Origin of the sequence: Hymenobacter aranciens (assembly GCF_030580865.1) — a bacterium.
GTDB classification, from domain to species: domain Bacteria; phylum Bacteroidota; class Bacteroidia; order Cytophagales; family Hymenobacteraceae; genus Hymenobacter; species Hymenobacter aranciens.
In genome coordinates this window covers 107,521-127,151 of the sequence record NZ_JAUQSY010000007.1, presented here as the reverse complement: position 1 = coordinate 127,151, position 19,631 = coordinate 107,521, and the positions used below count along the sequence as shown (strand labels likewise).

Genomic DNA, 19,631 nt, shown 5'->3' with positions numbered 1-19,631 from the left:
CCTCAGGACAGCTTAGCGCACTTCGATAGTTTGCTTGGTCACCTTCTCGGTGTCGAAGGGCAGCGTGACGCGCAGGATGCCGTCGGTCAGCTCGGCACCGATATTCTTCACGTTCACCGTGTCGGGCAGACGGAAGCTGCGCTGGAAGGGGCCGAAGTTGGTTTCGGTGCGGCGGAAGCGCGGAGCGGCTTCGGTCGCGACGGGGGCTGTTTCACTCTCGGCGCCAGCAGTTTCGGCGGCCGGGGCAGCAGATGCTTTGGCAGCGGCGAAGGGGTTTGCGCGCTCCCCGGACACGACGAGCTGGCCGTCGATGAATTCGATTTTGACAGCGTCTTTTTTCACGCCGGGCAGGGCGAGGTGCAGTTCAAAGCCCTGGGCGGTTTCAACGATGTCGGCGGCGGGGACGAAGCTGGGGGCGGGCTGGGTGCCGCCGGTTTCGCGCAGCATCTGCCCGAGCAGGGTGTTGAAGGCGCGGGTAGGACGGAGCGAGGGACGGTTGTTATAAACGAGCGTAGCCATGGTGTAGGCGGGTGTTGGTTAGATTTTTACAGAAACAGTACCGATTGCGGTACGCTGAGTATTCTATAAAATCTGTACCAGTCGCCAGGCAGCAAACTTTAACTGCCTTTTTGTCTGTTTTCACTAAGGCAATTTTTTATAGCATCCGCTACCAAAAGATAAAAACGCTCCCACAACTCTCAATCGCCCTAAAATCATTTTTGGCAATTCTGACCTTTTGACATAATCATGAATTTAATGCTGTGTGGATAGCTCCGGTAGCAACACATCGTTTGCTTGCCATAAGTGATACCGCAGTTCAAGCCCAACCGTGGGCAGCACGCTATTTAGCTTCCCATTGGATGTAGGGTTGCCGTTCGGGTCGGTCTGAATAACAGTGCGGAGGTATTGTGTTTGCAAAGCAAACCAAGGAGCTATATCTAACTTAGCTTTCTCAATGCGAAATGCAACATCGGCCCGCAGACTAGTGAAATCAATCGTGCGCTTATCCGGGTCGTTTTCGTCGCGTTGCAGACGTAAGAATAGCGCTGGCTCAAAGCTAACGCGAGGTCTAACCATCAAACCATTAACGACCTGAAAGTATTTGGCTGGAAACAAATCCAGGCGCAAGCGCAGTAAAAATGGGCTAACCGCTGAATAGCTTGAAGCTATGTTGTATGCTGGGTCCAGGCGAAAATCCTTGGAGAAAGCATACTCGGCCCCCAACCGCTGTCCCAGCACCAGCGGCCCTAGCTCGCTGCGATGGCGCAGCAGCAGCCCCGGCTGCACCACCGGGCCCACGCCCTGGGTGCCCGCCACGCGCACAGTGGCTCCCCAACTCCACTTATAGCCTCGCAATGGTGCTTCGTATCCGGCCGCTGCGTAGCGCACATCCAGCCCCAGCGTCCGGTCGGTCGAGGCGGAAGTATAATCAGTATAGCGCACGCCGCCAAAAGCAGCATATACATAAGCCCCCTGACTAAGCAAAACCTGAGCCTGCACCTCAGGTTGCAACGCCACCTGACGCCGTTGATGCGAGGTACCCTGCCCGTAAGCAAAACAAGGCAGTAGCGCCGCAAGAAAGAAGTAACGCATAGACATAATTGCGAGCTATTTAACGGCCAATTCCTGTAAAGCCAACCACGCCATGAGCCCCGGCCCGGTAGCCAGCGCGGCTTCGTCGATATCAAAGGTCGGCGTATGGACCGAGGAGGTGAAGCGCCCATCGGCCGAAGCCGTGCCGAGGCGGTAAAAGCAGGCGGGCGCGGCCTGCGAGAAGTAGGCGAAGTCCTCGGCGGCCATCCATTGGTCCAGTTCGATAACGTTTTCGGCACCCAGGTATTGCGCGGCGGCGGCTTTGGTGCGGGCCGTCACGGCGGGGTCGTTTTCGAGGTAGGGGTAGCCGCGGCGGATTTCCAGCTCGCAGACAGCTCCCATGCTGGCGGCCAGGCCTTCGCAGAGCTGGCGCAGCAGTACGTGGGCCTGGTTGCGCCACTCCTCGCTGAAGGTGCGGAAGGTACCTTCCAGGTACACCGAATCGGGGATGACGTTGGTGGCGCCGTTGGCGATGACTTTGCCGAAGGAGAGTACGGAGGGCGTTTTGGGGTCGGCGCGGCGGCTCACGATTTGCTGGGCGGCCACGATAATATGGGCGGCTACCAGCACGGGGTCGAGGTTGCTTTCGGGCATGGCGCCGTGGCCGCCCTTGCCCCGGATGGTGAGGTAGAGCTCGTCGGTGCTGGCCATGTACTGGCCGCTGCGCAGGCCAATCTGGCCCGCCGGCAGGCGCGGAAATACGTGCTGGCCCAGTACGGAAGCGGGCCTGGGGTTTTCGAGCACACCTTCCTTAATCATGAGCGAGGCGCCGCCGGGCAGCCGCTCCTCGCCCGGCTGAAACATCAGCTTGACGCTGCCGGTGAAGTCGTTTTTCAGCTCGGTTAGGATGCGGGCAGCCCCCAGCAGCGAGGCGGTGTGGACGTCGTGCCCGCAGGCGTGCATCACGCCCGGGTTAGTCGATTTGTAAGCTACCTCGTTGGTTTCCTGGATGGGCAGGGCGTCCATATCGGCCCGCAGGGCTACCGTAGGGCCACCTTCGCGGCCTTCGATGAGGGCTACCACGCCGGTGCCCGCCAAGGGCTGCGGGTGCAAACCCAGCTTTTCCAGCTCGCGGGTGACGAAAGCGGCGGTGTTGGTTTCCTCGAAAGACAGCTCGGGGTGGGCGTGCAGGTGGCGGCGCTGGGCTACGGTGTCGGCAGCATAGCGGGCGGCTTTTTCTTGGATGGTGGCGAGAAGGTCGGACATGAGAGAACGAGAAGCTCCCCTCCTTGGAAAGGAGGGGATGTGAGGCGCGAAGAGCGCCGAACGGGGGTGGTTCGCCCGCTCGCGCCGGTAGAACGACGCAGTGTATTTTAACAAAAACCCAGACGGCGCGGACGGGCGCCCCCCCCCGTTCGCGCCTCTTCGGCGCTCACATCCCCTCCTTTCCAAGGAGGGGAGTTTGTCGTGCTGCTACGGCGTTTTATTTAGCAGCACCTGCGTCATTTCCAACTCGGCTTTCTGCGTCAGAGCTTTTACGCGGGCCAAACCGCGGGCGGCCTCCAGCTTGCTAGTGTAGTCGCCGATGTAGAGGCGGTAGACGGGGGATTTGAAGACAACGTAGTCCGTCTCATCAGGGTAGCGGCCGATGATGGTGCGGCGGATGGCCATCATTTCCTCACGCTCGATGCCGTGGTACACCAGCAGGCGGTAGCCCTGGGTGTATTTCACGTTCTGATTGGTGTAGGCCTGGTCGCGCAGGCGCTGGTCGACCTGGGTGTTGACCTGGTTGGTGGGCGCGGGGGCAGCTTTAGCTATGGGGGTGGTGGCGGAGGCCGGGGCAGGCTTGGGCGCTGGGAAAGTGGGCCGGTACTTGGTCACGTCCTCGGCGGGTAGGGCGGGGCGGGCGGGCGTAGTGGCCGTGGTGCGGCCGGGTACGGTGTCGGGGGGCGCGGATGCGCGGGGGGCTTGCGACGACGCGCCCGCACAACCCGCCAGCAACAGCGTGGCAGAGAGCAATAGCACGGGCAGCTTAGGCAGCAGTGGGTTCATCTTCTTCCGTAATGAGGGCCAGACTATTGGAAGAGCCAATGCGGTCGGCGCCAGCCTCCACCATGGCCAGTGCGGCGGCCCGCGAGCGGATGCTGCCGGAGGCTTTGATGCGCACGGTGTCGGGCAATACTTTGCGCAACAGCCTGACATCCTCAAAAGACGCCCCGCGGCTGGCAAAACCGGTGCTGGTTTTCACGAAATCGGCCTCGGCTTCGGCGCAGAGCTGGGCGGCTTTGGTGATTTCCTCCTCGTTGAGCAGGGCGGTTTCGATGATGACCTTGAGGGTGGCCTCCTGCATGTGGCAGAGCTCGGTAAGGTCACAGATTTCGGCCCGGACGGCGTCGAAATTGCCCGACTTGAAGGCCGAGATGTTCATCACCATGTCCAGCTCATCAGCGCCGTCGTAGAGGGCCACCTCGGCTTCCTTAAACTTGGCGCTGGCAGCGGCATAGCCCAGCGGGAAGCCGATGACAGTGCCCACTTTCACGGTTGAGCCGGCCAGTTGGGCAGCGGCCTGGGCCACGTAGCAGGGCGGCACGCACACGCTGGCAAAGCCGTGGTCGGCAGCCTCCTGGCAGAGTTGGGTTACCTGCGCGGCAGTGCAGTCGGGGCGCAGCAGGGTGTGGTCGATGCGGGAAGCGAGGGGGATGTTCGGACTCATAGGGCGAAGATACGGGGAGTTAAAAGTTAAAAGTTGAGAGTTAAAAGCCGTAGCAACTCTTTTAACTCTCAACTTTTAACTTTTAACTCTCCTAAACGCTCAACGCCTGACCTGGTTTTGCTCGTCTATCAGAGTGGCCGTTTCGCGTTACTTCCTCACCTGGCCCGCGCCGCGCACCTGCCACTTGTAGCTGCACAATTCTTCCAGGGCCATGGGGCCGCGGGCGTGCAGCTTCTGGGTGCTGATACCGATTTCGGCCCCCAGCCCGAACTGGGCGCCGTCGGTGAAGGCGGTGGAGGCATTGGCGTACACGGCGGCGGCGTCCACGGCGTTGAGGAATTGCTCGATGCTGGCTTCATCCTGCGAGATGATGGCCTCGGAGTGCTTCGAGCCGTAGCGGGCGATGTGGGCGAGCGCGGCGGCGAGGTTGGGCACGGTTTTCACGGCCATTTTCAGGCTGAGAAACTCGGTGCCGAAGTGCTCGGGGGCGGCGGGGTGCAGCAGCGGGGCCGGGTAGTGGCGGACCAGGGCCGCGTAAGCAGCCTCATCGGCAAAGATTTCGACGCCCGACTCCCCCAGCGGCGCCAGCAGGGCCGGCAGATGCGGCAGCTGCGACTCGTGCACCAGCAGGCAGTCCAAGGCATTGCAGACCGACACCCGGCGCGTCTTGGCATTGTGAATGATGGCCCGGCCCAGGTCCACGTCGCCGCTTTTATCGAAGTAGGTGTGCACGATACCGGCCCCGGTTTCGATGACCGGCACCCGGGCGTGGTCGCGCACGTAGTTGATGAGGCTCTGGCTGCCCCTCGGAATCAGCACATCGACGTAGCCGACGGCGGCCAGGAGCGCGGCGGTGGCCGTGCGGTCGGGCGGCAGCAGGGTGACGGCCGCGGCGGGCAAGCCGTGGCGGGCCAGCACCGGGCGCACCACGTTGGCCACCAGGGCGGCGTTGGAGTTGGCGGCGTCGGAGCCGCCTTTGAGCAGGCACACGTTGCCCGATTTCAGGCACAGGGCCAAGCTGTCGAGCGTCACGTTGGGGCGGGCTTCATAGATGATGCCGATGACGCCCAGCGGCACCCTGATTTTCTTCAGCTGCAGGCCGTTGGGCAATTCCTTTTCCGTGAGCACGGCGCCCAGGGGCGAAGGCAGCGCGGCCACGGCCCGCAGGTCGGCGGCGATGCCGGCGAGGCGCCCGGGGGTGAGGCGCAGGCGGTCGTATCGGGGGTCGGTGTCGGGCATCCGGGCCAGGTCGTGGGCATTTTCGGCCAGCAGGAAGGCGGCTTCGGCTTCCACGGCGGCGGCGAGGTCGTGCAGCACAGCGTCGATGGTGGCCACGGGCGTTTGGGCGAGGGCAGGCGCGGCAGTCTGGGCGGCCGCGAAGAGGGGCAACAGGTTGTCCATAGCAGGAAGAGTATTGGTAGAAATAGATACGGGCAAGCCTGGTAATCAGGATTGCACAAAAAGATAGTCGTAGTGCACCAGCGGGCGCTGGCGCTGCTGGCCCAGCCGCTCGCGGGCCTTATCGGCGCCGTATTCGGCCACGCCGAGGCCCACGGGCTGGCCGGCTTCGTCAATGAGATGGATGATGTCGCCCTTCTGGAACTCACCCTCGATGGAAACGACCCCTACCGGCAGCAGACTGCGCGCCTGCCCGGGCGCCACAAGGGCAGCTACGGCCCCGGCGTTCAGGGTCACGACGGCGGTGGCCGCCGCGTGGGCGTGGGCCAGCCAGGTTTTGGTTTCGGAGGCCGTGCGGGGTCGGGGGCGGAACCAGGTGTTCAGGGCCGTGCCCGCCACCACGCCGGGCAGGATGTCGGGCGTGGTGCCGTTGGCAATGTAAACGTGAATGCCCAGCCGGGCCACCTTCTGGGCCATACTGGCTTTGGTGAGCATGCCCCCGCGCCCAAACTGCGAGCGGCTGGCCTGCACGAACTGGGCCAGGCCGGTGGCGCCGGGCGCCACTTCGCGAATTACCTGGGCCCCGGGCGTGGTGGGCGGGCCGTCGAAAAGGCCGTCCACGTTGCTGAGAATCACCAGCGCGTCCGCGCCGAGCTGCGCGGCGATGAGGGCGGCTAGCTCGTCGTTGTCGGTAAACATCAGCTCGGTCACCGACACCACATCGTTCTCATTAACCACCGGCACCACGCCCGCCGCCAGCAATTCGAGGAAGCAGGTTTTCATGTTCTGGTAGTGGCGGCGGTCGCGGAAGTCCTCCTTCGTGACGAGCACCTGCGCGCAGGTGAGGGCGTGGCCCGCGAAGAGCCCGGCGTAGATACTCAGCAGCTTCACCTGGCCCACGGCGGCCAGCACTTGGCGGCTGCTCACGGCATCGGCCTTCGGCGGGAGCTGGATGAGGCTGCGGCCGGCGGCCACGGCGCCCGACGAAACGACAATTACCTCCGTGCCCTGCTGGCGCAGGTGGGCCACCTGGTCCACGAGGTGGCTGAGGCGGTCGAGGTCGGGCAGGCCGTCGGCGCGGGTGAGAACGTTGGAGCCGATTTTGACGACGAGGCGGCGCAGGGAGGGCATGGTGGAAGCAGGCATTACCCACGAAAGTACGGCCGGGTGGCAGGAAAACGCTTATTTACCCGTGATTACTTCGGCCAGGTAGCTGCTCCCAAAGGTGCTGTCCGTACGCAGCCGCACCTCACCAAACCGGGCCGAGTCGCGGGCAATGCCGGTGAGATAGAGGCGGCCCGCGTGGCGGGCCAGGGCGTAGGTGCTTTCGTCGTGGGGTCCGCCGGCCTGCAGCAGGCCGGTGCAGGCGCTGCGCGGGCCGTAGTCGGTGAAGCGGGCCAGGAAAATCTCCTCCGTCGCGAGCTGCGCCGGGTTGCGCAGCACGTAGCGCCCCAGCGGCAGGCGCGGCCCGCGAAAGTGCCCGGCCACGTACACCTGTCGGCCCTGCACGGCCAGACCGGTGACGGCCTCGGTGCGGCTGCCGCCCAGCGCCTGCACCCACACGAAGCGGGTGGCCGGGCCGGCATCGTCCAAAGCCGCTATGAAACCGTCGTAGTCGAGCGTGGTTACATACGGGGTGCGCAGGTCGGCGGTATCGGCATTGACTAGCCGGTGGCTGCCGAACTCCGCTGCGGGGCTGTTGAACATGCCCGCTACGTACACCCGTCCAGGCTGCACCACCAGGGCCGTGGCGTACTCGGTATCGCGCCCGCCCGCGCTGCGCATCCATTCAATGACCGACCGGCGGCCGGTATCGTGCAGCTTGAGCACGTACATATCGGTCTGGCCGGCGTTGGGCAGGTAGGCCGAGCCCAGGTCGTCGCCCGGGCCCTGGAAATTTCCGGCCACGTACACGCCCGAATCCTGCACGGCCAGGGCCGTGGCGTAGCCGCCGAAGCGGCCGCCGAGACGGCGCGCCCAGCACGGGCGCGGCCAGGAGCCTTCGTCGTGCCACTTGGCCATGAAGCCGTGCGTCAGCGGGTCGTATTCGTTACCATCGCTTAATGAGTCGCGCGCATTGCACAAGATGGTGTCACCCAAGGCCAAGGCGGCGCTCGCAAAGGTGCCGGCCAAGTACACGTCGGCCCCGCGCACGGCCAGGGCCCGCACGCTTTCGTCACCCGCGCCGCCAGCTTGCCGGGCCCAGGCAATGCGGGCGCCCACGGTATCTACGGCCAGCCGGGCTACAAACAAATCACTGTGCCAATGCGAAGTGCCGGGGAACTCGACTACTGTATTCGCGAGGGTATCGGCGCCAAAATCGGCCGCGTAGCTGCTAAAATTGCCCGCCACGAACACGCCCGCCCGGCTCACGGCCACGGCCAGGGCGCTTTCGTGGCTGTCGCCGCCCGCGCGCACGGCCCAGCACCAGCGCTGGCGGCGAGGGCTCCACTTGGCCACGAACGCATCGGTGAGGCCGGCGCTTACCAACCGGGTTTGGCCGAAGGTGATGGTATCGTCAAACTGCCCGGCCAGGTACACGTCGCCTACCGAGTCGGTGGTTACGGCGTAGGCGGCCGACCAGCCCTGCGGCGACTGCCTGGGCACGGCCACGGGGCCCCATTCGGGAGCGGGCGTGCAGGCAGCCAGGGCTGTCAGGCAGCTAAACAGCAGGAAAAGGCGCGTTCGGGACACGGCAAGTTGCTTACTTCTCCCCTACTCCACCACCAGCCGGCGCGTAAGCTGGGTGCCGCCGTTGCTTAGGCGCACCAGGTACAGGCCCGGAGTCAGGCCGCTGAGGTCGAGGGGGTAAGCGGCAGCGCCGCCGGGCACGGCGGTTGTGCGCAGCACCTGGCCCAAGCCATCGGCGAGGGTGAGCGTTGCCCCAGCGGCCTGTAAGGTCGGGGGTAGGTGCAACAGCGTGCGGCCGGTGGCCGGGTTGGGGGCTAGCTGCAGCGTACCCACGGCGGCGGCGGTCGTGGCGTTCAGCACAGGGTCGGCAAGGGTGGCCACGAAGCCCGTGAGCGTGCCGGCCGAGGCGCTGATGGCTTGGGGACCAAACGTGGCGGCGGGCGTTACGGTGCCGCCTACTACTACCAAGTTTCCAGTCAGGACCAGGGCGTTGGCCTGGTCGTCGGCCACGCCCCCGGCGGCGCGGGCCCACTCCAGCTGGGCGCTGGCGGCGGCGCTGCGGTAGCGGGCCACCCACACCTCGCGGGTACTCACGGGGCCAGTATTGGTGAGCAGGGTGTTGCCGCTGCCGATGCTGGCGCTGCTGAACAAGCCGGCCACGTAAATGCCATCGGCGCGGGCCGCCAGGGCCAGCGCCGCCTCGTTGCCGGGGCCGCCCAGCTGCTGCGCCCACATAAACTGCCCCCCCACGTTCCGGTCTACGAGGCGGGCCAAGAAGGCATCGGCGGTGGCCGGGCTGGCACTGCCCCCGGCATTGGTTAGTATGTCGCTGCCGACCAACATGCTGCTGCTAGTGAAGCTGCCCGCCAGATACAAGCTGCCGTTGTGCCACAGCAGCGCCTGCCCCACCTCATTGCCGGTGCCCCCCAGCTGCGTCGCCCAGTCAAATGCGGGCCCGGCGCCATACTCCGTGAGCCGGCTCACAAAGGCGTTGTAGCTGAAATCGCTAGGCGGGGGCGGGACATTGAGCAGCTGGGTTCCGCCAAAGGTGGCGGTGCTGCCCGAGTAGTCGCCGGCGATGTAGATGGAGCTGCCCTGCACCGCTAGCGCGTAGGCCCGGTCATTGCCGTCGCCGCCGGCGCTGATGGCCCAGGCAAACTGGCCCGTGCTGCCGCTATCAACCAGCTTGGCTACAAATATATCCCCCCCGCCTGTCGGAGAGTTTACCCACGTGAGAGTGGTACTGCCGAAATCGGCCGTGGAGCTGGAGTACACGCCCGTGATGTACACCCCCGTGCCACTCACGGCAATGGCTTGGGCGCGGTCGCCGAAGATGCCGCCGGCTCGCTGTGCCCAGTTGATGGTACTGCTGCCGCTGTCGGTCAGCTTCAGCACAAATACATCGCCCGACGTACCCGAGGTGCCGGCATTGGTGAGGGTGGTAGCTCCAAAATCGGCCGTTATGCTATCAAACTGGCCCGTCACGTATACATTGTTGCCGCTTACGGCCAAGGCGGTGGCGTAGTCGTCGGTGGTCCCGCCCGCGCGCTGCGCCCACAGCCAGGTGCTGGTGCTGGGCTGCCACTTGGCCACCAGCACGTCGCGCCCACCCACGCTGGTCAGGGTGGTGTTGCCCAGCGTGAGGGTGCCTTCAAAGTACCCGGCCACGTACACGTTGCCGCTGGCGTCGGTGGCCATGCCCCGCAGCTGCGTGGCGGCCGGGGTGGTGGGCGCCAGGCCCAGGGCCTGTTGCCAGGCCGGGGCCTGCGCCTGCACAGCGGGGGCCAGCAGCCCGCTCAGCGCCAGCGCAAGGCCCGTTGATTTGCAACAAAGTGCCATAGCCAGGCTGCGCACGCCTGCCCAGAAGGTGTTGAAGTGATTCATGTAGTAAAGAAAGCAGGTATTATACGCAGACAGGGTTAGGCTTTGCCCCTACTCCACCACCAGTTGGCGCGTGAGCAGCGTGCCGCCGTTGCTTAGGCGCACCAGGTACAGGCCCGGGGCCAGGCCGCTGAGGTCGAGGGAGTAGCCGGTGGCGAGCTGGGCCGCCGGCACCGTGGCCGAGCGCACGGAACGGCCCAGCGCGTCAGTCAGCGTCAGGGTCAGGGGCTGGGCAGCAGGCTGGGCGGCCGGTAGCTGCAGCTGCACGCTGTGCCGGGCCGGATTGGGGAACACCCGCAGGCCGGCCAGGGCCGGAGCTGGCGTCGTAGCCAGCAAGGTATTGTCGGTGAGGGTGGCGCAGAAGCCCAGAAAGTTCTGCGTAGCCACGGCCACCGGCAAGCTGCCAAACGTAGTGGGGTTGCCGATGACGTACCCCGACACATACACCGTGGTGCCGTGCAAGGTAATGCTGGTAGCCACGTCCGCGCCGACTCCACTGGCCTGCTGGCCCCACTCGAAGCGGGCGCTGCTGCCGGCATCGGCCACTTTGGCTACGTACAGCTCCGCGTCGAGGCCTTGCGGGACGGGCGACAGGGTATTGACGAGCAAGCTGGGGCCGAACTGGACATTGTTGCTGAAGAAAGTGCCCGCCAGATACAGGTTATTGCCATTGATGACTAGCGTATTCAACCCTTCCCGGTCGAGCCCGCCCGCGCTTAGGGCCCAGGCGTAGCTGGGCGTAGCGGCCAGGTTGGTGAGCTTGGCCACAAACAGGTCTTCAGTCGGCCACTGGGTGCTGGCAGCGGCATTGGTGAGGGTAGTCGGGCCAACTGTCAGCGTAGGCCCTGAGAAAAGTCCCCCCAGATACAGGCTGGTGGCCGTGGCCGCGAGCGCCGTGACGTAGGCATTCTCGGCCAGCGGCTGCACCCAGCCCACGGTGGCCGTGCTGCCCGTGTCGGTGAGCCTGGCAATAAAATTAGTGGTCGTGCTGGCCGCTACCAGTGTGCTACCGAGTTGCAGCTGGCTACCGATGAAGTCAGCAGTCAGGTACAGGGTGGTTCCCACGCTCGTGAAGGCGTTGATGCGGGAACTGATGTCGCTGCCCAGGGGCAGGGCCCAGCGCCAGGTGCTGGTGCTGCCCGCATCGCTGAGCTTGGCTACATAGGAGCCGCCCGGGTTATTCATCGTTCCCTGCGGGTTGGTAACCACCAGGTTGCCCAAGGTCAGACTAGGCCCCGAAAAATCGCCGGCTACGTACAGGTCGTTGCCGTTCAGGGTCATGGCCACGATGTAATCGGTATCGCCCGAGCCCACCGACTGCGCCCAGTCAACGGTAGGGTTCGTACCCTGGTCGGTCAGCTTCAGCACAAACCCGTCGTTGTAGGAATACGTGGGGGAGCTGTTGACGGCCCCCTGATTCTGGAGCGTGACGCTGCCCAACGTGAGGGTACGGCTGCGAAAGCCGCCCGCCAGATACACCGCCGTGCCCCTGACGGTCACCGCATAGAGGGCATCATCGTCGAACCCGCCGTAGCTTCGCGCCCACAGATAGGTGCTGGTGGTGGGATTGTACTTGGCCACGAAGGCGTCGTTCTGCCCGGCGCTGGCCAGGAGGATATTTCCCAGGCGCAGGTTGCCCGAAAACGACCCAACCAGGTAGATGTTGCCGTTAGCGTCGGCCGCCGTGCTGCTGATGTCGGAGCCGTGTGGCGCCACGGCCCCAGGCGTCAGCACTGTCTGCCAGGTGGGGGCCTGGGCCCGGGTGGTTGCTGGCGGCCCCAGCCACAACAGGCCCAGCAAGGCTATAGCTTTCAGCAAAATGACCGGGGCGAAAGCTACTGCTTTTCTCTTTTTTAAGTAGGAGTATTTCATGGGACAAATAACGGGCTTGCGCGGGCAGCAAAGCTTCTGATACATTTTTTACTCTACCACCAGCCGCCGCGTAAGCTGCGTGCGGCCGCTCGTCATGCGCACGAGGTAGAGGCCTGGGGCCAGGCCCGTCAGGCTGAGGGAGTAGCCGGTGATGAGCTGGGCCGCCGGCACCATGGCCGAGCGCACGGGGCGGCCCAGCGCGTCGGTGAGCGTCAGGGCCACGGGGGTGGCAGTGGCAGGCACGGCCCAGCGCAGGGCCACGGTGTGGCGGGCGGGGTTGGGCCCGAGGCTGAAGCCGGCGCGGGTGGCCGTTGCCTCGGCCGTACCGAGCACAATGCCGTCGAGCACGGCCACGAAGCCCTGGCTGCCGTTGAAGGTGCTGGTCAGCGTGAGCGGGCCAAAGCTGACGGAGCTGCTGGCCGTGGAGCCCCCCACGTACAGCCGGTTGCCCTGGGCCGTGATGGTATTGACGAACTCCGCCGCGTTGCCAGCAATGGACACGGCCCACTCCACGGTAGGCACAGCCGGGCCATCGGCTAGGCTCAGCAGGAAGCCATCGGCATTGGTCGGGGCCGGATTGGGGAGCGTGATGCCGCCGAAGGTGGTACTGGACTCCGAAAACACCCCCGCCGCGTAGATATGCCTCCCCTGCACGGTCAGGGCATCCAGCTTTTCGTAGCCGGTGCTGCTGCCCAGCAATTGCACCCAGTCGAAAGCGGCCAGCGGGCCCGCGTCGGTGAGTTTAGCCACAAATACATCGGGCAGACTGGTGCTGCTGCCGGTGGCTGTGAGCGTGCCAAAGGTGCCGGGCTCCGGGCCCAGCTGGCCGCCTATGTAAATGCTGTTGCCCACCACCGCCAGCGACGTGCCGTGGTCGTTGACGCCGCTGCCGAACCGCTCGGCCCAGGTGAAAGTACCCGCGTTGCTGGCATCTTCGAGCTTGGCCACGTAGCCATCGTAGCTCATGTTGGCGGCCGTGAGCACGGTGTTGCCAAACGTGGCCGGGGGCCCGGTAAACTGGCCCGCGATGTACACACTGGAGCCATTCAGCGCCACCGCCGACACCTCCTCGAAGCCCTGGCCGCCCGCTTGCGCGGCCCAACGAGGCGTGAGACTGCTGCTACCGACCTCAAACCGGGCCACAAATACATCGCTGAATACGCCCAGGCTGCCCGACGCATTGGCCAGTACCGTGCTGCCCACCGTGAGGGAGCCGCCCGAAAACGTACCGGCCACCACCAGGCTGGTCCCGCGCAAGGCCAGGGCCGGCACCAGGTCGGTGCCGGCGCTGCCCAGCATATACACTCCCGCCACGCTGCTGGTTACGCCGGTATCGAGGTAATTAAGGACAAAAGCGTCGGTGCCTTGCGTACCCACGTTGCTGTACGACGTGCCTGCCAGCGTGGTGCTGGTTCCCTCGAAGGTGCCCGCCACGCACACCCGCCCCGCGCTGGCCGCTATGGCCGTGATGCGCTCCGACCCGGTCCCGCCCAACTGCTGCACCCACACCACGGCGCCGGTCGCGTTGTATTTGGCCACGAAACCGTCGTAGGCCCCGGCGCTCACGAGCGTGGTGCTGCCAAATACGGCCCGCCCGAAGAAGGTACCGGCCATGTACACGTTGCCCTGGTTGTCGGCGGCGCTGGCCAGCACCTCCGAAGCGGTATTAGTGGCCGGGCTGATGCCCGTGGCCAATTGCCAGGTGGGGCCCTGGGCAGGACTAAGCAGTGGCAGGCACCAGCCGGCCAGCAGGGCGAGAGTAAAAAGCTGTTTCATTGCAAAGAAATCAGGGTGAAGAGTATAAGGCAAAGGTAGCAGGAGGCCGACGGCGGTTTACTCCACCACCAGCCGGCGCGTGAGCAGCGTGCCGCCGCTGCTTAGGCGCACTAGGTACAGGCCCGGGGCCAGGCCGCGCAGGTCGAGGGAGTAGCCGGTGGTGAGCTGGGCGCTGGGCACCGTAGCCGAGCGCACGGGGCGGCCCAGCGCGTCCAGCAGGAGCAGCTGGGTGGCCAAAGCCGGGGGGCTGGGGAGGCCGTAGACGATGGTGCGGCCCGTGGCGGGGTTGGGCACGCACTGCAGGGTGGCCGCAAGGCCGGTGGCCGGCGCGGTGCCCAGAATGGTTTCATCAAGCAGGGCCAGAAAGGCCGTGAGCGCGCCCGACGCGGCGGGGAGCTGGTGGCGGCCGAAGCGGCAACCGGGGCCCACTCCCCCCGCCACGTACACCTGCGTGCCCACCACGGCCACGCCGCAGCTCTCGTCGAGGGCATTGCTGGTGGCGCTGCCCGCCGCCTGCAGCCAGGCAAAGCTGGCCGAGCTGCCCAGGTCCAGCAATTTGGCCACGTACACGTCGTTGTTGCTGTTTAGGCCCGCCACGGTCGGATTGCTGTTCGGGGCCGAGTGGGGCCCGAAGGTGACGGCGGGACTAAAGAAGCTACCCGTCAGGTATACCTGGTTGGCGGCCACGGTCAGGCTCGCCACCCGCTCGTGGTAGATGCCGCCGGCCTGCTGCACCCACGTGGGCTGGCTGGCGGGGCTGGTATCGGCAAATTTGGCCACGAAAATATCGTTGCGCGTGCTGCTGTTGGTGAGCGTGAAGGCCCCAAACCGGGCCGTGCTGCCCATAAAAGTGCCCGCCACGTACAGGGCGCCGCCCTGCACTGCCAGCGCCCGCACCGTCTGGTCGCCGGGGCTGTCGGTGGTGCGGCTCCAGCCAAAGCGTACGCCGCTGCCGGCATCCAGCAGCTGCGTCACGTACCAGTGCGCGTTGCCCGCAAAGCTGCTGTGCAGGATAGTGTCGCCCAGCTCCAGGTTGCTGAGCGAAAAATCGCCCCCCAGGAACACGCCCGTGCCCGTGGCCGCCAGGGCATACACCGGCACCGGCAGGCGCTGGGCCCAGGCAAAGCGGGCACTGGCCCCGGCATCGCGAAACTTGGCTACTATGTGGTTGCCGGAGCCGCTGGTGGCCTGGGCCACGCCATCTACCACCACGTCGGTGCCCTGCCAGGAGCCGTTCACGTACACGCTGTTGCCGCTCACGGCCAGGCGGTATAGCTGGTTGTGGTTGCCATCGGCCAGCAGGTGGGCCCAGCCAAAAGCGCCCGCCGTGCTGAGCTTGGCCAGGTACCCATCCATCGATGGCAGGGCCGGCCCGCCCGGCGCCGTGGACAGAGTCACGCCCACCAGCTGCGTACTGCCAAACTGCAGGGCCGGGCTCAGGAAAGAACCGGCCAGGTACACGCTCGTATCGGCCACGGCAATGCCTGCCACCCAGTCGTCGCCGCTGCCGCCCACCTGCCGGGCCCAGCTGAAGGCCTGCGCCGCCGGGCTCCAGCACGCCACGAAGATATCGTTCTGCCCCGCGCTACTGAAGCTGAACCTCCCCAGGGCAATGCGGCCGCTGAAATTGCCGGCCACGTACACATTGCCCGCCGCATCGGTCGCCGTGCCCGTCATGGTGCTCAGGCTGGTGCTATCGGCGTTGGCTGCCAGCGCCAGTTGCCAGCTAGGCGTTTGGGCGTGGGCCCGGGGGCTGGCCAGCAGCAGCAGGGCGCCAAGCAGCAGGCGGCAAGTCTTTGGTAGAACAAAAATGACGGAGCTTCGCAGCTCCGTCATCCGTGCAAGTAGGTGCTTCATGTAGTAAAGTAAGCCATTCTTTTTCACATCATCTATCCCCTGGGGGCCTGGCTTGAAGCCCGCTGCATTGCCTTACACCACGAGTAGCCCCATGGGGGCGCTATACTCACTCATGCCGGCCGAGTTGGTGGCCAGCATGCACACCCAGGGGCGTTTGCCGGACTCCACCGTCAGCTCCTCGTGCGCCGAGGTACTGTTCAGCAGAAATCTGAAGTCGCTGAGGGGCGGCTCCGTCTCGCCGTAGGCCACAAAATAAGTGTACATCACCTTACCGCCTATCTTTTCGCAGCCTGCCCAAATGCACTTGGCCCCTACCACCCGCACGGCCTTCATCTGGGGGGTGGCCGGGCGGGTGGCCCGGTGCGCCATCGGCTTGCTGGCCTCCAGGCCCAGCTTGTTGAGCTTGATGGCGTCGCCCAGCGCTACGTTGCTCTGGTTTGCCTAGTCGCGGTAGTCGGCAAAGAGGGTGTTAAACTCCCCACGGGCCGCTATTAGCTCGTTGCGCACGGCGCGCCCGCCGTCCACGGCCGCCGCCACGGCATCGGTGAGGCGGCTAACGGAGGCGACGCGCTGGGTGAGGGTATTGGGAGTGGTATCGGGGAACCCGGGTGCATTCAGCTCATACAGCTGGTTGCAATGGGTGCCTTTACTGATGCGTTCCCCGTCGTTCATCTGACTAACCGGGAACAATCCGCGAGAGGGTACTTTCATAAATAAAAAAAGTGAAAAGGGTGAAAAGAGCCGAAGGCAAGGCCGTTACCTCCGTTATGGCTGCCAATGTACGACTTTTTCACAATTTCACAATATCCCTGCTTTTTCTCGCTTTTATTTTTGACTTACCAGGCATTGCGTTGCGCATATCCCCGCGTAGCAGCCCCTCCGTTGCCGATACTATCAATAGCGCACCAGCCAGGCACCCGTTCTGACCGGGCAGGCACCTATTGTTACTGTATTGGTACTTGTCCGGCGCCGCCGTGGGCCTTGGAGGCCTGGCCAAGCACCCGGTTTAAGTCAGTAAGCACTTGTTTGCTTTGCGCAAGCCCCATGCCGGCAGTAGCACGGGCTTGCTTGTCAGAACCAAGTGCCTTTCCTGAAGTAGTAAGCCCTTGGCAGCACCTGCCAAGGGCTTGAGAGAATGGGCCAAGGGCCTGGTTTAATCAACATGGTAAATGCCTGGCGCTATCAGTGTCAGACATTTACCACGCTGGAGGGTAGCAGCTATAGCCAGCTGAGTGGCTTATTCTACCACCAGCCGGCGCACGGCTGGGCCCTGCGCAGTAAATAGGTGGAGGGTATAGTCGCCAGCCGGCAGGCCCGCTACTGATAGCAGAGCCTGCCCGGCCACCGCCGTAAGGGTGGTGCGGCGCACCACCTGGCCCAGCGTATTGCGCAACACGGCCACGAGGGGCGCAGCCGAGGCCGGCAAGCCGGCCAGCAGCACCGTTTCGTGGGCGGGGTTGGGGTAGAGCTGCAGGGCGGGGAGCGGGGCGCTGGCAGCAGTGCCCAGCACGGCGGCGGGGTCGTAGATGGCAAAATTGCTACTGGCCTTGCTGTTGTCGCCCACGCCCCCGAAGGCGCCGGCCACGTACAGTTTGCCGGTAGCATCGGAAGCCAGGCCGACTACTTCGCCGTTGAGGCCGCTGCCGAGGGGCAGCCAGGCGCTGCCATCCCAGCGCACGAGGTTGTGCACGGGCGTGCCGCCGGCCTGCCCGAACAAGCCGCCCAGGTACAGGTGGCCGCTGGCAGTGGCTGCCAGGGCGGTTACGCGCAAGTTGCTCACCGCGCCCAGGCCGCCGCCCACGCCAGCGCCCAGGGCGCTCCAGGTGCTGCCGTTCCAGCGGGCTACGTCGTAAATAGCTTGCCCGGCCACGCGCCCGAAGGACCCGCCCGCGTAGAGGTCGCCGTTGGGCGTCACGGCCAGGGCATACACATTGCTGATGGCGTTGATGCCGGTGCCGGCGTTGAGGCTGGTCCAGGCGGTGCCGTTCCAGCGGGCCACGTTTTCGGCCGTAGCAGTGCCCGCCCGGGTGAAGATGCCACCCACGTAGAGGCTGCCGTTGGGGGCCAGGGCCAGGGCGCGCACGCTACCGGCCAGGCTGTTGTAGGTGAGCCCCCCGCTCAGGGCATCCCAGGCCGTGCCGTTCCAGCGGGCCACCCCGTTGGCCACGGCCCCGCCCGCGCGGGTGAGCTGCCCGCCCACGTAGAGCTCGCCGGAGGGCGCCACCACCAGCGCCCGCACCCGGCCGACGACGCCATTGGTGCTGCCGCTGCCCAGGGCGCTCCAGGCGGTGCCGTTCCAGCGGGCCACGTTGTTGGCCGACACCCCGCCGGCCTGGCTGAAGTCCCCACCGGCGTACACATCGCCGTTGGGGGCCACGGCCAGGGCCTCTACCCAGCCCACAATGCCATTGGCGGTGCCGGCGCCCAGGCTGCTCCAGCTGCTACCGTTCCAGCAGGCCACACCATTGGCCAGCACGTTGCCCGCTTTGCCAATATTGCCGCCCACGTACACGTTGCCGTTGGGGCCCACGGCCACGGCAGTGGTTTCGCCATACAAGCCATTGCCGCTGCCGGCCCCCAGCGGCTGCCAGATGCTGCCGTCCCAGCGGGCAATGTGGTCGGCGCCCACGCCATTGGCCCTGCCAAACTGGCCTCCGAGGTAGAGCTCGCCGCCGGCCCCCACGGCCAGCGCCTGCACATACACGCTATGGTTGCCGAGGGCCCCGGGGCCCAGCGGCGCCCAGCGGCTGCCGTTCCAGCGGAGCACGCCGGTGCTGGGGGCGGTGCTGTTGAGCACTTGCCCGCCCGCGTAGAGGCCGCCACCGGGCGCGGCGGCCAGGGCTTCCACAATGCCGGTCACACCATTGCTGCTGCCGCTGCCCAGGGCGCTCCAGGTGGTGCCGTTCCAGCGGGCCACGTTGTTGGCCGGCACCCCGCCGGCCTCAGCAAAGCGCCCGCCCACGTAGAGGTTGCCGGTAGCGTCGAGCAGCAGGGCGTTGGCGTAGCCCAGGGTGCTGGCATTCTGGCGCAGCCCGCTGCCGAGGGCCGTCCAGGTGCCACTGCTCCAGCGGGCAAGGCCCGCCGCCGCCACCGGCCCGGCCTGCGAGAAGACGCCGCCTACGTACAGCTCGCCCGCCGGGGTCAGGGCCAGCGCCCGCACGCCCTGATTAACGCCATTGATGCCCCCGGCCACCAGGGCGCTCCAGCTGCCGCCGCTCCATTGGGCAATGTTGTTGGCCATGATGCCCCCGGCCTGGCTAAACACGCCCCCCGCGTACACCTCCCCGCCCGGGCCCACGGCCAGCGCGCTCACCGCGCCGCCCAGCGTGAGCCCGTTGGCCGTGCCGGTGCCCAGGCTGCTCCAGGCCAGGCCATTCCAGCGCGCAATACCGGGCGAGTAGCTGCCTCCGGCCTGGCTAAAGCTGCCGCCCACGTACACATCACCGTTGGCGGCGCGGGCCAGGGCCAGCACTTCGCCCCCCACTCCATTGGCCAAGCCCGTGCCCACGGCGTGCCAGGCCGTGCCGTCCCAGCGGGCCAGGTTGTGGGCCACCACATTGCCCACGGTAGTGAATTTACCGCCCACGTACACCTCGCCCCCCACCGGCAGGAGCACGGTCACCCGCCCATTGGTGCCCGCGGGCAGCCCAAAGCCGTCCTGCCAGTGGTAGTCGTCGGCGCCCAGCAGGCTTTTGGGCCGAAACACGGGCCTGCCGTCCGGCGCCGTGCCCATCGTAAACCGCCGGGCGTCGAAAGTACCCGCCATCCCGGGCTTCAGAGTGCCATCGGGGTTCAGGGCCTGGGCCAGCGCGGCCGGGGGCATCCCGGTCAGGGGGCTGCCCGCCCGGGCCAGGCCAGGGCCAGCCAGCAAGCCGGCCACTCCGGCCAGGCAAAGGATGGTTTTGAGCACTAAATAGAAGGAGCGCATACGAGTAAGGTTAACTAAATCAGCCCAACGGGCCGTCAAAGG

15 protein-coding genes are annotated in these 19,631 nt (G+C 65.8%); all 15 read right to left on the bottom strand.

Translation table 11 applies throughout. The features are described from left to right. Positions 1–12: 12 nt before the first annotated feature. Positions 13–519, bottom strand: coding sequence for an Hsp20/alpha crystallin family protein (locus tag Q5H93_RS11830; RefSeq protein ID WP_305006735.1), 507 nt, complete (start codon positions 517–519; stop codon positions 13–15). Positions 520–753: 234 nt separating this feature from the next. Continuing rightward, positions 754–1,593 (bottom strand): hypothetical protein, encoded by an 840-nt coding sequence (locus tag Q5H93_RS11825; protein WP_305006734.1) that lies wholly within the window; start codon positions 1,591–1,593, stop codon positions 754–756. Positions 1,594–1,608: 15 nt separating this feature from the next. Beyond that, positions 1,609–2,799: a M20 metallopeptidase family protein gene (locus tag Q5H93_RS11820; protein ID WP_305006733.1), complete on the bottom strand. Its 1,191-nt coding sequence runs from the start codon at positions 2,797–2,799 to the stop codon at positions 1,609–1,611. A 207-nt stretch (positions 2,800–3,006) separates the two neighbouring features. After that, complete coding sequence (locus Q5H93_RS11815; RefSeq protein ID WP_305006732.1) at positions 3,007–3,558, bottom strand: hypothetical protein; 552 nt, start codon at positions 3,556–3,558, stop codon at positions 3,007–3,009. A gap of 7 nt (positions 3,559–3,565) precedes the next feature. After that, positions 3,566–4,246 (bottom strand): deoxyribose-phosphate aldolase, encoded by a 681-nt coding sequence (deoC, locus tag Q5H93_RS11810; RefSeq protein ID WP_305006731.1) that lies wholly within the window; start codon positions 4,244–4,246, stop codon positions 3,566–3,568. 147 nt (positions 4,247–4,393) lie between these two features. Further along, positions 4,394–5,647 (bottom strand): glutamate-5-semialdehyde dehydrogenase, encoded by a 1,254-nt coding sequence (locus Q5H93_RS11805; RefSeq protein ID WP_305006730.1) that lies wholly within the window; start codon positions 5,645–5,647, stop codon positions 4,394–4,396. Positions 5,648–5,692: 45 nt separating this feature from the next. Beyond that, a complete protein-coding gene (gene proB, locus Q5H93_RS11800; RefSeq protein WP_305006729.1) occupies positions 5,693–6,790 on the bottom strand; it encodes a glutamate 5-kinase in 1,098 nt (365 codons plus the stop codon). A gap of 36 nt (positions 6,791–6,826) precedes the next feature. Beyond that, positions 6,827–8,338 (bottom strand): hypothetical protein, encoded by a 1,512-nt coding sequence (locus Q5H93_RS11795; RefSeq protein WP_305006728.1) that lies wholly within the window; start codon positions 8,336–8,338, stop codon positions 6,827–6,829. 21 nt (positions 8,339–8,359) lie between these two features. Beyond that, positions 8,360–10,159, bottom strand: coding sequence for a T9SS type A sorting domain-containing protein (locus tag Q5H93_RS11790; protein ID WP_305006727.1), 1,800 nt, complete (start codon positions 10,157–10,159; stop codon positions 8,360–8,362). 48 nt (positions 10,160–10,207) lie between these two features. After that, the gene (locus tag Q5H93_RS11785; RefSeq protein ID WP_305006726.1) at positions 10,208–11,974 is read right to left on the bottom strand and encodes a T9SS type A sorting domain-containing protein; all 1,767 of its coding nucleotides are present in this window, start codon (positions 11,972–11,974) and stop codon (positions 10,208–10,210) included. A gap of 102 nt (positions 11,975–12,076) precedes the next feature. Next, the gene (locus tag Q5H93_RS11780) at positions 12,077–13,804 is read right to left on the bottom strand and encodes a T9SS type A sorting domain-containing protein (protein WP_305006725.1); all 1,728 of its coding nucleotides are present in this window, start codon (positions 13,802–13,804) and stop codon (positions 12,077–12,079) included. Between the two features lie 57 nt (positions 13,805–13,861). Beyond that, positions 13,862–15,661: a T9SS type A sorting domain-containing protein gene (locus Q5H93_RS11775; protein WP_305006724.1), complete on the bottom strand. Its 1,800-nt coding sequence runs from the start codon at positions 15,659–15,661 to the stop codon at positions 13,862–13,864. 72 nt (positions 15,662–15,733) lie between these two features. Next, a complete protein-coding gene (locus Q5H93_RS11770; protein WP_305006723.1) occupies positions 15,734–16,030 on the bottom strand; it encodes a hypothetical protein in 297 nt (98 codons plus the stop codon). A 72-nt stretch (positions 16,031–16,102) separates the two neighbouring features. Further along, positions 16,103–16,372, bottom strand: coding sequence for a hypothetical protein (locus Q5H93_RS11765; RefSeq protein WP_305006722.1), 270 nt, complete (start codon positions 16,370–16,372; stop codon positions 16,103–16,105). A gap of 526 nt (positions 16,373–16,898) precedes the next feature. Continuing rightward, positions 16,899–19,589 carry a T9SS type A sorting domain-containing protein gene (locus tag Q5H93_RS11760; RefSeq protein WP_305006721.1) on the bottom strand — a complete coding sequence of 897 codons (2,691 nt, stop codon included), beginning with the start codon at positions 19,587–19,589 and terminating at the stop codon, positions 16,899–16,901. Between the last annotated feature and the right edge of the window lie 42 nt (positions 19,590–19,631).

Bases quoted from the DNA above. Each gene is read 5' to 3' on its own strand.
- Q5H93_RS11805 (WP_305006730.1), bottom strand. From the start codon at position 5,647: ATGGACAACCTGTTGCCCCTCTTCGCGGCCGCCCAGACTGCCGCGCCT.
- deoC (WP_305006731.1), bottom strand. From the start codon at position 4,246: ATGAGTCCGAACATCCCCCTCGCTTCCCGCATCGACCACACCCTGCTG.
- Q5H93_RS11770 (WP_305006723.1), bottom strand. From the start codon at position 16,030: ATGGCGCACCGGGCCACCCGCCCGGCCACCCCCCAGATGAAGGCCGTG.
- proB (WP_305006729.1), bottom strand. From the start codon at position 6,790: ATGCCTGCTTCCACCATGCCCTCCCTGCGCCGCCTCGTCGTCAAAATC.
- Q5H93_RS11790 (WP_305006727.1), bottom strand. From the start codon at position 10,159: ATGAATCACTTCAACACCTTCTGGGCAGGCGTGCGCAGCCTGGCTATG.
- Q5H93_RS11820 (WP_305006733.1), bottom strand. From the start codon at position 2,799: ATGTCCGACCTTCTCGCCACCATCCAAGAAAAAGCCGCCCGCTATGCT.
- Q5H93_RS11765 (WP_305006722.1), bottom strand. From the start codon at position 16,372: ATGAAAGTACCCTCTCGCGGATTGTTCCCGGTTAGTCAGATGAACGAC.
- Q5H93_RS11825 (WP_305006734.1), bottom strand. From the start codon at position 1,593: ATGCGTTACTTCTTTCTTGCGGCGCTACTGCCTTGTTTTGCTTACGGG.
- Q5H93_RS11775 (WP_305006724.1), bottom strand. From the start codon at position 15,661: ATGAAGCACCTACTTGCACGGATGACGGAGCTGCGAAGCTCCGTCATT.
- Q5H93_RS11760 (WP_305006721.1), bottom strand. From the start codon at position 19,589: ATGCGCTCCTTCTATTTAGTGCTCAAAACCATCCTTTGCCTGGCCGGA.
- Q5H93_RS11830 (WP_305006735.1), bottom strand. From the start codon at position 519: ATGGCTACGCTCGTTTATAACAACCGTCCCTCGCTCCGTCCTACCCGC.
- Q5H93_RS11780 (WP_305006725.1), bottom strand. From the start codon at position 13,804: ATGAAACAGCTTTTTACTCTCGCCCTGCTGGCCGGCTGGTGCCTGCCA.